This is a genomic window from Streptomyces sp. (assembly GCF_035563135.1).
Taxonomy (GTDB): domain Bacteria; phylum Actinomycetota; class Actinomycetes; order Streptomycetales; family Streptomycetaceae; genus Streptomyces.
This window is the reverse complement of record NZ_DATMVN010000454.1, coordinates 1-11409: the sequence shown is the minus strand read 5'-3', so window position 1 is coordinate 11409 and position 11409 is coordinate 1. Positions and strand designations below refer to the sequence as shown.

At 71.0% G+C, this 11409-nt stretch carries 9 protein-coding genes; 3 read left to right on the top strand and 6 right to left on the bottom strand.

Annotated elements, in window-relative coordinates:
* Window positions 1-61: 61 nt before the first annotated feature.
* The 4 genes from meaB to VN520_RS20290 all read right to left on the bottom strand — a co-directional run bounded on the left by meaB (window position 62) and on the right by VN520_RS20290 (window position 7726).
* A complete protein-coding gene (gene meaB, locus VN520_RS20305) occupies window positions 62-1051 on the bottom strand; it encodes a methylmalonyl Co-A mutase-associated GTPase MeaB (RefSeq protein ID WP_325748353.1) in 990 nt (329 codons plus the stop codon).
* A 10-nt stretch (window positions 1052-1061) separates the two neighbouring features.
* A complete protein-coding gene (gene scpA, locus VN520_RS20300; RefSeq protein ID WP_325748351.1) occupies window positions 1062-3314 on the bottom strand; it encodes a methylmalonyl-CoA mutase in 2253 nt (750 codons plus the stop codon).
* Window positions 3314-5170, bottom strand: coding sequence for a methylmalonyl-CoA mutase small subunit (gene mutA, locus VN520_RS20295; protein WP_325748350.1), 1857 nt, complete (start codon window positions 5168-5170; stop codon window positions 3314-3316). Before mutA ends, scpA begins: the two co-directional genes overlap by 1 nt.
* Window positions 5171-5335: 165 nt before the next feature.
* A complete protein-coding gene (locus tag VN520_RS20290) occupies window positions 5336-7726 on the bottom strand; it encodes an excinuclease ABC subunit UvrA (RefSeq protein ID WP_325748349.1) in 2391 nt (796 codons plus the stop codon).
* A 572-nt stretch (window positions 7727-8298) separates the two neighbouring features.
* On the opposite strand from VN520_RS20290, the gene VN520_RS20285 reads away from it, so the two are divergent.
* Both VN520_RS20285 and VN520_RS20280 read left to right on the top strand, forming a co-directional pair.
* Window positions 8299-8793: an SHOCT domain-containing protein gene (locus tag VN520_RS20285; protein ID WP_325748348.1), complete on the top strand. Its 495-nt coding sequence runs from the start codon at window positions 8299-8301 to the stop codon at window positions 8791-8793.
* A 107-nt stretch (window positions 8794-8900) separates the two neighbouring features.
* Entirely contained in the window at window positions 8901-9695 is a 795-nt protein-coding gene (locus VN520_RS20280) for a tyrosine-protein phosphatase (protein ID WP_325748347.1), read from the top strand.
* 76 nt (window positions 9696-9771) lie between these two features.
* Here the strand turns inward: VN520_RS20280 and VN520_RS20275 are convergent, their stop codons facing one another.
* Together VN520_RS20275 and VN520_RS20270 are read right to left on the bottom strand one after the other, a co-directional pair.
* Entirely contained in the window at window positions 9772-10311 is a 540-nt protein-coding gene (locus VN520_RS20275) for a hypothetical protein (RefSeq protein ID WP_325748346.1), read from the bottom strand.
* Window positions 10308-10886, bottom strand: a complete 579-nt coding sequence (locus tag VN520_RS20270) for a hypothetical protein (protein WP_325748345.1) — start codon at window positions 10884-10886, stop codon at window positions 10308-10310. Before VN520_RS20270 ends, VN520_RS20275 begins: the two co-directional genes overlap by 4 nt.
* A 321-nt stretch (window positions 10887-11207) precedes the next feature.
* Here VN520_RS20270 and VN520_RS20265 point away from each other — a divergent pair.
* Window positions 11208-11409, top strand: a 202-nt coding sequence (locus tag VN520_RS20265; protein ID WP_325748352.1) for a DnaJ family domain-containing protein, incomplete at its 3' end; no start/stop codon positions are given.

Here is an 11409-nt window from a genome sequence, read left to right as displayed (position 1 = left end):
GCCCTCGGCCTTCCAGGCGCCTCGGACCGGGGACACGGCCCCCGCAGGGGCGCGAGGGCCCTCAGTCCTCCCCGCGGAAGGCCCGCAGGATCCGTTCGGCGGCCAGGGCTGCCGTCAACTCGCCTGCGCGGACGCGCTGCTCGAGTTCCGGGGTGAGCGCACGCACCGCCGGATGGCCGCGCAGGCTGTCCAGCAGTTCGTCCCGGACCATCGTCCAGGTCCAGTCCACCTGCTGCTCGCGGCGCTTGGCCGACAGCCGCCCGGTGGACTCCAGGAGCGTGCGGTGCTGCTCCAGCCGCTCCCACAGCGTGTCCAGACCGGTCGACTCCCTGGCGCTGCACGTCAGCACCGGGGGAGTCCACACCGCGTCCACCGGGTGCATCAGCCGCAGGGCACCCGCCAGTTCACGTGCCGCGGAGCGGGCGTCACGCTCGTGCGGGCCGTCGGCCTTGTTGACCGCGATGGCGTCGGCCAGCTCCAGGACACCCTTCTTGATGCCCTGCAACTGGTCGCCGGTACGGGCCAGGGTGAGCAGCAGGAAGGTGTCGACCATCTCGGCGACCGCTGTCTCCGACTGCCCGACCCCGACCGTCTCCACCAGCACCACGTCGTAGCCCGCCGCCTCCATCACCACGATGGACTCGCGGGTCGCCTTGGCCACCCCGCCGAGGGTCCCCGCGGTGGGGGAGGGGCGTACGAAGGCGTTCGCGTCCACGGCCAGCCGCTCCATCCGGGTCTTGTCACCCAGGATCGAACCGCCGGTGCGGCTGGAGGAGGGGTCCACGGCCAGCACGGCGACCCGGTGCCCGAGGCCCGTCAGCAGGGTGCCGAGTGCGTCGATGAACGTGGACTTCCCCACACCGGGCACCCCGCTGACACCGATTCGCCTGGCCTGCCCGGCATGGGGCAGGAGCTCGCCCAGCAACCGCTGGGCGAGTGCCCGGTGGTCGGGCCGGGCCGACTCCACGAGGGTGATCGCGCGGGCGACGAACGCCCGTTTCCCGTCGAGCACACCCTTGACGTAGGCGTCGATGTCGATGTCCGTGTTCACCACCGGCGGCTCACAGCTCGTGGCCGAGCGCGGAGGCGAGCCGCGTGACCAGGTCGTGGGCGGCGTCGGGGATCACCGTGCCGGGCGGGAACACCGCTGTGGCGCCCGCCTCGTGCAGGGCCTCGATGTCCTGCGGTGGGATCACCCCGCCGACCACGATCATGATGTCCTCCCGGCCCTCGGCGGCGAGTTCCTCACGCAGTGCGGGTACGAGCGTGAGATGACCGGCGGCGAGCGACGAGACGCCGACGATGTGCACGTCCGCCTCGACCGCCTGCCGGGCGACCTCGCCCGGCGTCTGGAACAGCGGGCCGACGTCGACGTCGAAACCCAGGTCGGCGAAGGCCGTCGCGATCACCTTCTGGCCGCGGTCGTGGCCGTCCTGGCCCATCTTGGCGACGAGGATACGCGGACGCCGGCCCTCCGCCTCCTCGAAGTCATCGACCAGTGTGCGGGTGCGGTCCACGGACGGGGACTCTCCTGCCTCTTTGCGGTACACCCCGGAGATCGTACGGATCTGGCCCGCGTGCCTGCCGTACACCTTCTCCAGCGCGTCCGAGATCTCCCCGACCGTGGCCATCGCCCGCGCGGCGTCGACGGCCAGCGCCAGCAGGTTGCCCTCCAGCCCCGGCCCGGGATCCCGCTCCGCCGCGGCCGTCAGGGCGCGCAGCGCGTCCTGACAGGCCGCCTCGTCGCGCTCCTCGCGCAGCCGGCGCAGTTTCTCGATCTGCTGGGCGCGCACCGAGGAGTTGTCGACCTTGAGCACGTCGATCTTCTCGTCGGTCTCCACGCGGTACTTGTTCACGCCGATGACCGGCTGGCGTCCGGCATCGATCCGCGCCTGCGTACGGGCCGCCGCCTCCTCGATCCGGAGTTTGGGGATGCCCGCGTCGATGGCCTTGGCCATGCCGCCGGCCGCCTCGACCTCCTCGATGTGCTGCCATGCGCGCCGCGCCAGGTCGTGCGTCAGCTTCTCCACGTACGCGCTGCCGCCCCACGGGTCGATGACCCGGCAGGTGCCGGACTCCTGCTGGAGCAGCAGCTGGGTGTTGCGCGCGATCCGCGCCGAGAAGTCCGTCGGGAGCGCCAGTGCCTCGTCGAGCGCGTTGGTGTGCAGCGACTGGGTGTGCCCCTGGGTCGCGGCCATCGCCTCGACGCAGGTGCGCGTGACGTTGTTGAACACGTCCTGTGCGGTCAGGGACCAGCCGGACGTCTGCGAATGGGTGCGCAGGGAGAGCGACTTGGAGTTCTTCGGGTCGAACTCCTTGACCAGCTTCGCCCACAGGAGCCGCGCCGCCCGCAGCTTCGCGATCTCCATGAAGAAGTTCATGCCGATCGCCCAGAAGAACGAAAGACGCGGGGCGAACGCGTCCACGTCCAGGCCCGCCGCCTGCCCGGCCCGCAGGTACTCCACCCCGTCGGCCAGCGTGTACGCGAGCTCCAGATCGGCCGTCGCACCCGCCTCCTGGATGTGATAGCCGGAGATGGAGATGGAGTTGTAGCGCGGCATCCTCTGCGAGGTGAACGCGAAGATGTCGGAGATGATGCGCATCGAGGGGCCGGGCGGGTAGATGTAGGTGTTGCGGACCATGAACTCCTTGAGGATGTCGTTCTGGATGGTCCCGGCCAGCTTCTCGGGCGGCACCCCCTGTTCCTCCGCGGCGACGATGTACAGGGCCAGTACGGGAAGCACCGCTCCGTTCATCGTCATCGACACCGACATCCTGTCCAGCGGGATGCCTGCGAAGAGCTGGCGCATGTCGTGGATCGAGTCGATCGCCACGCCCGCCATGCCCACGTCGCCCGTCACCCGGGGGTGATCGCTGTCGTAGCCGCGGTGGGTCGGCAGGTCGAACGCGACCGAGAGACCCTTCTGGCCGGCCGCCAGGTTGCGCCGGTAGAAGGCGTTGGACTCCTCGGCCGTGGAGAATCCGGCGTACTGACGGATCGTCCAGGGCTGGTTGACGTACATCGTCGGGTACGGACCGCGCAGATACGGAGCGATGCCGGGATACGTCCCGAGGAAATCGAGCCCTTCCAGATCCCGCCCGGTGTACAGCGGCTTGACCTCGATGCCCTCCGGGGTCTCCCAGAGCAGCTCCTCCTCGGAGCGGCCGGCCGACTCCTTCACAGCGGCCTGCCACCGGTCCTCAGGGACCTCGGCCGAGGGTCCGCCGCTCAGTGCGACGCCGGAGAAGTCCGGCACGGGGGACGCGGGGGGCACAGGGGCCCCGGAGGTTCCGGGGGTCTCGGGGGTCTGCATCACGCCACTCCCATACGGTCGAGTGCGGAGGAGAGGACGGCGACCACGTCGCAGCCGGCGAACACATGGACATCGGCCCCGGCGTACCCGTCCGGCCGGCCGGCGAGGAAGACCTGCTCGGCGCCCGCGGCCCTGAGGGCCGCGGTGACGGCTTCGGCCTGCTCGGCGTAGAGCGTGTCCGTCGAGCACAGGCAGGCGATCGCCGCCTCGCTGGCCGTGAAGGCCGCGGCAGCGTTCGACGCGTCCACGGAGACGGGCTCGTGGACGGGCTCGATGCCGCCCGACAGGAAGAGATTCGCCGCGAAGGAGGCCCGTGCCGTGTGCACCGAAGCGGGCCCCAGGGCGGCGACGAACACCTTCGGGCGGCTGCCGGTGGCCGCGAGGTGCGCGTCCGACCTGGCACGCAGCGCTTCGAAGGCCTCATCGCGCCGGACCTTCGGCAGCCCACCGCCCGTGGGCGCGGTGGGCACGGGGGCGCGTTCCACCGGCCTTTCGTCGAGGACCGGGAACTCACTCACTCCGGTCACCGGTTCCTTGCGCCGCGCCAGGTCCTTGCTCCGGGCCGCCCAGGTGGCGGCGAGCCGCTCCTGGACCATGCCGGAGCGAAGGGCGGCGGCCTGACCGCCGGCCCGTTCGACCTCCTGGAAGAACGCCCAGGAGGCAGTGGCGAGTTCGTCGGTGAGCCGCTCGACGTACCAGGAGCCGCCCGCCGGGTCCGTCACCCGGGCCAGATGCGACTCCTCCATCAGGATCGTCGAGGTGTTGCGGGCGATCCGCCGGGCGAACGCGTCCGGCAGCCCCAGCGCGTGATCGAACGGCAGTACGGTGACGGACTCGGCTCCGCCGACGCCCGCGCCCAGACAGGCCAGCGTCGTGCGCAGCATGTTCACCCATGGATCACGGCGTGTCATCATCACCGACGAGGTCACGGCGTGCTGCCGCTGCCCCCCGGCCTCCGGGGCCCCGCAGACCTCGGCGACACGGGCCCACAGCCGCCGGGCCGCGCGCAGCTTCGCGATCGTCAGGAACTGGTCGGCCGTCGCCGCGTAACGGAACTCCAGCTGCGCGCACGCCTCTTCGACGGAGAGGCCCGAGGCCGTCAGCGTCCGGAGGTAGGCGACGCCGGTGGCCAGTGAGAGCCCCAGCTCCTCGACGGTGGAACCGCCCGCCTCGTGGTACGGCAAGGCGTCCACGGTCAGGGCGCGCAGTCCGGGGTGTTCGCGGGAGCACAACCGGGCCCAGTGGGCGGCTGCGCTCAGCTCCGGCTCGGCGCCCGTACGCGCCGCCTGCCCGAGGGGATCCACCCCGAGGCTCCCGCGTGCGGCCCCCTTCGCGACCCCCCGGGTCTCGTAGAGCCCGAGCAACTCCCGGACGGCGGGCCCGGGATCGGCGCCCGCGTCGAGCGCGACGGGCGCCAGGTCGAGGTGGACGCCCTCCAGCGCACGGGCGAGGCCGGGGACCGGAACCCCGCCGGGCCCGCCCACGGCCAGCCAGAGCGATGTGACGCCGTTCTCCAGATCGCCGAGCACGGCCTCGTTCAGACGTACGGGATCGGTCAGCTCGTGGCGCTGACGCACGTCCCAGCCGTCCGTGGTGTTCCCCGTGGCCCTGCTGCCCCGGGTGAAGGGGGCGAAGCCGGGCCGGCCGGGGTCCGCCGACGTGTCGAGGGAGGTGTACAGAGGGCGGACTGTGAGCCCGTCCCCGAGTGCGGTGGACAGCGCTTCCTCGGCGGCCGTGCCCGTGACTTCCTTGCCTGACCTGCGCAGTACACCTTCGACGAGGCTCTGCCACTGGTCGTGGGAAGGGTCGGGGAACTCGGCGGCCAGAGGGAGCCCGTCAGCAGGCAGGACCGTCATGCTCAGATGCTAGGTCAGCACTCAGGCGAGCAGCAGGGCCGCAGGCTGTGACCTTGCACTCTCCGAAATGTGCCGGATGTGCCGGGTGGAGCGGCCTTGTTCCGGGAACAGGACCGGAGGCGAAGCCCGACGCCGTGTACGGAGGTTGGCGCCGGGCCGCACCGGTCAGGCGCCGATGTAGGACGCGAGGTGCTCCCCCGTGAGGGTGGAGCGGCCGGCGACGAGGTCGGCCGGTGTGCCCTCGAAGACGATCCGGCCCCCGTCGTGGCCGGCGCCGGGGCCGAGGTCGATGATCCAGTCGGCGTGCGCCATGACCGCCTGATGGTGCTCGACGACGATGACCGACTTGCCGGAGTCGACGAGCCGGTCGAGCAGGCCGAGCAATTGCTGGACATCGGCGAGGTGGAGGCCGGCGGTCGGCTCGTCCAGAACGTAGACGCCGCCCTTCTCGGCCATGTGGGTGGCCAGCTTGAGCCGCTGCCGCTCGCCGCCGGACAGCGTGGTGAGCGGCTGCCCCAGGCTGAGGTATCCGAGTCCCACGTCGGCCAGCCGGCCCAGGATGCGGTGCGCCGCCGGTGTGTCTGCCTCACCCGGGCCGAAGAACTCCTCGGCCCGGGCCACCGACATGCCGAGCACCTCGCTGATGTCACGGCCGCCCAGGTGGTATTCGAGGACCGACGCGTCGAACCGCTTCCCCTCACAGTCCTCGCAGGTCGTCGCGACGCCGGCCATCATCCCCAGGTCGGTGTAGATGACGCCCGCACCGTTGCACGTGGGGCAGGCGCCCTCGGAATTCGCGCTGAACAACGCGGGCTTCACTCCGTTGGCCTTGGCGAACGCCTTGCGGATCGGGTCGAGCAGTCCGGTGTACGTGGCCGGATTGCTGCGCCGCGATCCCTTGATCGGACTCTGGTCGACCGAGACCACGTTCTCGCCGGCGGGAATCGATCCGTGCACGAGCGAACTCTTGCCGGAACCGGCGACGCCGGTGACGACGGTCAGCACCCCGAGCGGGATGTCCACGTCGACATCCCGCAGGTTGTGCGTCGAGGCCCCGCGGATCTCCAGTGTGCCGGTGGGCCGGCGGACCGGGTCCTTGACGGTGGCCCGGTCGTCGAAGTGGCGGCCGGTCACGGTGTCGCTCGCCCGCAGTCCCTCGACGGTGCCTTCGAAACAGACGGCGCCGCCCGCGGTGCCCGCGCCGGGCCCGAGGTCGACGACGTGGTCGGCGATCGCGATCGTCTCCGGCTTGTGCTCCACGACGAGCACCGTGTTGCCCTTGTCCCGGAGCCGCAGCAGCAGGCTGTTCATCCGCTGGATGTCATGGGGGTGCAGGCCGATGGTGGGCTCGTCGAAGACGTAGGTGACGTCGGTGAGCGAGGAACCGAGGTGGCGGATCATCTTCACGCGCTGTGCCTCACCACCCGACAGCGTGCCCGCCGGCCGGTCGAGCGAGAGATAGCCGAGACCGATCTCGGTGAACGAATCGAGGGTCCGCTGCAGCGCGGCGAGCAGTGGAGCCACCGTCGGCTCCTCCAGGCCGCGCACCCATCCGGCCAGGCCGCGTATCTCCATCGCGCAGGCGTCGGCGATGCTGATCCGCCCGATCCTCGAGGACCGGGCGCCCTCACTGAGCCGGGAGCCGTCGCACTCGGGGCAGGTGGTGAAGGTGACCGCACGCTCAACGAACGCCCTGATGTGCGGCTGCATCGCCTCCTTGTCCTTGGCGAGGAACGACTTCTGGATCTTGGGGATCAACCCTTCATAGGTGAGGTTGACGCCGTTGACCTTGACCTTGACCGGCTCCCCGTAGAGGAAGGCCTGCAGCTCCTTCCTGGTGTACTTGCGGATCGGCTTGTCCGGGTCGACGAAACCCGACTGGGCGTAGACCTGCACGGTCCATTGGCTGTCCGACTTCCAGCCGGGAATGGTGAACGCGCCCTCGGCGAGCGACTTGGAGTCGTCGTAGAGCTGGGTGAGGTCGATGTCGGAGACCGAGCCCCGGCCCTCGCAGCGTGTACACATTCCGCCGGTACGGTTGAAGGTCGCCTTCACGGTCCGGGACCTGGCGGCGCCGCGGTCGACGGTGATCCCGCCGCTGGCCCGGACCGAGGCGGTGTTGAAGGAGTACGCGCTGGGCGGGCCGATGTGCGGCTCGCCGAGCCGGCTGAAGAGGATGCGCAGCATCGCGTTGGCGTCGGTGACGGTGCCGACCGTGGAGCGGGGGTCGGCACCCATCCGCTGCTGATCGACGGTGATCGCCGTCGTGAGCCCTTCGAGCACGTCGACCTCGGGACGTGCGAGCGTCGGCATGAAGCCCTGGAGGAAGGCGCTGTAGGTCTCGTTGATCATCCGCTGCGACTCGGCGGCGATCGTGCTGAACACCAGCGAGCTCTTGCCCGAGCCGGAGACGCCGGTGAAGACCGTCAGCCGGCGCTTCGGAATCTCGACGCTGACGTCCTTGAGGTTGTTCACACGCGCCCCGTGCACACGGATCACGTCGTGGCTGTCGGAAACATGCGGCGCGGGTGACTGCGTGTCCGTCCTCGTGGCCATGCTCGTCTTTTCTCCATCTGTTGCGCGGGCCGCCTGCGCGGCCCGCGGTCGGCGTCGCCACCGCTTCGCGGCAACGGTCGTTGTCTATCAGGCCGGGGGAGCCGTCAGAGGCGGAATCATCTTCAGGGCCGGCGGAAACGGAGCATGCTGCCGGAGGAGGGGCGGAAGGCGCAGCCGGCGAGGAAGCGCTGGGAAAGCCCGATGTCCATGCGGATCACGCTACGGGCGGCGGGAATCCCGCGCTTCTTCATTCCTGACCGGTCGCGTGCGGGCCGTGGCGACGCAGGCGGAGACGGTGGCACCCGTCTTGGGGAAGCGGCCCCGGAACGAGCGCGGACCCTCGTCGGCCGGCTCGGTGGAGCGTGAGCCGAACGACCTCAGCGATGTGCGGTCATGCCGGAGGCACGCGTCGGCACCGGCACCGGCACGTCGAGTGGCTGTGCGCAGTCCCGGTCCACCCGGCGATCGCTGTATACGCGATATTTCTCTTCTGTCATATATTTTTGAAGAGCGTAGCGGTTTGCCCGGAGTTACGCTGCTGTCGATCCAGAAGCGCAGGGGAAGGACGCACCGTGGCCGTGGGACCCGTGGAGTACCTCGTCGTCACCTTTCCCGGTGGCCGGTTCTCCGGCGCGATCGCTCCGGTACTGGCCGAGGCCGTCGCGTCCGAGGCGGTACGCATCCTCGATCTGGCCTTTGCCCGCAGAGCTTCGGGCGGCGTCCTGGAGCGTGTCGGGCTGCGGGAGATGGACCCCCGGGGGCTGGTGCCGTTCGAGCCACCGGACGCCCCGTCGGCCGGACTGCCGCAGCTCACGGATCTCGAGGCGCTCGAACATCTGCCGGAGGAGAGCTCTGCCGCGCTGATCGTGTGGGAAGACCTCTGGTCGGTACCTCTCACCCGGGCGGCCCAGGAGGCGGGGGGCCGGCTCCTGGCGCACGAGCGGGTTCCGGCGGACGGCGGGGACGACGTCATCACGCTGCTCGAGAGACTCGCCGACCTGCGGCAGCGGGGCGTTCTCACCGACGCGGAATTCGTGGAGCAGAAGACGAGGATCCTCGCCGGCTGATCTCCCGCCGCCCGGCGCTCGCGCACCTCGCGTTCCCTTTGTCGATATGCGCACGCCGTGCGACGTTGATTGTGACCTGCAGTCTGTCGGGAAAGAGGCAGTTCATCGTGCAGACCGCCCGGGCCGTCCCCGCCTCCACCGTCGTCAACCTGCGTGATCTGGGAGGTATCGCCCTGGGACGCCACCGCCGCCTGCGGCAGGGGATCCTCCTGCGCTCGGGCCAGCTGAGCGCATTCCAGGAGCATGACGTGGCGGTGGCCGCGCTCGGCATCCGTACCGTCGTCGATCTGCGTACCGCCGACGAGCGCCGCTGGGCGCCCGACCGGCTTCCGGCGGGTGCGCGGCTCTTCGTCGCCGATGTCCTCGGCGACAGCCCGGGCCTGGCGCCGGCCCGGCTCAGGGCGTTGCTCGGCGACCCGGACGGAGCAGCCGTTCTGCTCGGCGGGGGGAGGGCCGAGGCGCTCTTCGCGCAGACCTACCGGAAGATGGTCCTCTCGCCGGGGGCGGGGGCCGCCTACCGCGCCTTCCTGGACACCGTCGCGGACCCGCGGGCGAGACCGCTGCTCTTCCACTGTGCGACCGGCAAGGGCCGGACGGGCTGGGCCACCGCTCTTCTGCTGATGATGGCGGGAGCGTCCCGCGATGTCGTACGCGCGGAGTTCCTCGCGGTGAACCGAGCGGTGCGCGCCGCCTTCGGGCCCGCGGTGCGGCGCTTTCTCGACGAGGGCGGGGACCCGGACATCGCGTCAGCGGTCATCGAGGTCCGGCCCCGTTATCTGGAGGCGGCTCTGGACGCGATGGACGAGCGCTGGGGCGGACTCGACGGCTATCTGAACAAGGCGCTGCGCCTGCCCCCGGCAGTGGCCGAGCGGCTGCGCGAGGATCTGGCCGTCCCGGCCTGACCTACGGCAGAGGTACGCCGGCCCGGTGCCGCGTCGGGGGACGTGGCACCGGGCCGGCGTACGGCGGCTGAGCCGCTCAGGTCTTCAGGAGCTGTTCGCTGATGTCGCGGTAGCGCTGAAGCGCTATGCGCAGTTCCTCGGTCTGGGCTTCGGTGTCCTGTTCCTGCCAGCTCGCGCGCAGGAGGCGCCCGCGTTCCGCCAGGGCCTCGGTCAGGACCGAGACGATCTGTCCGAACGTGCTGTCCGCCTCCTCGACCGCCCGGCGAGGGCTCTCGACGAAGTCGGTGACCGCCTGCTGCATGCGGAGCGACAACTTCTCCTGGTCCGTCCGGGAGATCAGGGAGCGGTCGGTGCCCGGGGCCTCGTGGCGGCCGGTCCGTTCGGCCGGCGGCGCGGCAGGAGCCGTCCGCGGGGCGGGCGGAACGCTGAGATCACCGGGGCCTGTGCTCTTCGGCCCGAGGCCCTTGCTGTCTGCGGAGGCCGGTCCGGCTGCGGCTCCCGGGGTCCTGCCCGGCGCTGCTCCGGGCGCCGCTTCAGCTGCGCTGCCCGGGGTCGCGGTGTGGCGGTGCTCCGTCCCGAAGGCGGGCTCTGTCATGCGCTCGGTGTGGTTGGTCATGCTGCTGCACTGCCCTTCGTCTCGTGGCGGTGGTCCGTCCGGGCCGGCTCGTCCGGTGCGTCCGAGAGGAGCACGTCGAAGAGCGCCCGGGACTCGACCAGGGCCTTCCGCATCTCTTCGGTGCCGCCCTGGCCCCTCACGGCTGTGTGCACCCTGCGGTAGCCGTCGACCTGCTCGGCGTGATGGACGGAGAGAGCGTCGGTCTGCTCCTGGAAGCTGCTGCCGTCCGGGAAGCCCCGGTCGCGCGCCAGCTGTGCCAGCAGCGCGTCGGCCGCGACGACCGCTTCCCTGGGGGAGTCGATGAACTGTTCCTGCACCTCGGCCCAGCGGCGTGCGTACGCCTCGCGGGCCTCCGGCCGCAGGGGCCGCTCCGACAGGGAGCCGTGCAGCTTCACACGTTCGGAGAGCTCTTGCTCGGCTGCTTTGGTGTCGCCGTCATGACGGGCGACCGTCCGATCGTACTCGGGCCCGAAGCGGCGCTGCAGCCCACGCGCCCCGGTTCCACGGCCGCGGACGAGGAAGAAGGCGAGCGCCGCCACGAGGACGACGGCAACGATGATCACCACAGTCGTCATGGCCGACGCTCCCGTCGGCTTGCGGTCGGTGCGTCGTGCTGTTCCACTCTCGTCATCCCCTTCCGTTTCGAGCCCGGTCCGGGTGTACGGGCCGGGCGGTGCGCACCAGCCGTGTACCCGCTGCGCTCCGTTCAAGCCCGGGAATGTTCCTCGGCATCGTGTGAGGCGGCGGCCCGGACGTGCCCGGCCGGACACGGTGCCGTCCGGCACGAGTGGCGGGAGCGGCACGCGGTGACCGGGCGCGGACCCGCGGGAGCCGGCTTCGGGACACGGCCGGACCGGCAGATTCCTGAGGCGGAGGAGTGAGGCGCCTTCGCCGGCCTGCCGGGTGTCGGCCTGCCGGGTGTCGGCCTGCCGGGTGCCGGCAAGCCGGTTCCCGGTCCCGACAGACCCCATGACGCGATGTGGTGGATCAAGGCGGAGACGGAGTGCGAGGGGCTGTCGGCCCTCCCGCCTTCGCCGGCGCTGCGGAAGGCGGCCGAGGACACCCGGCGCGAGGCATCCCGGGCACGGTCGGAGGCGG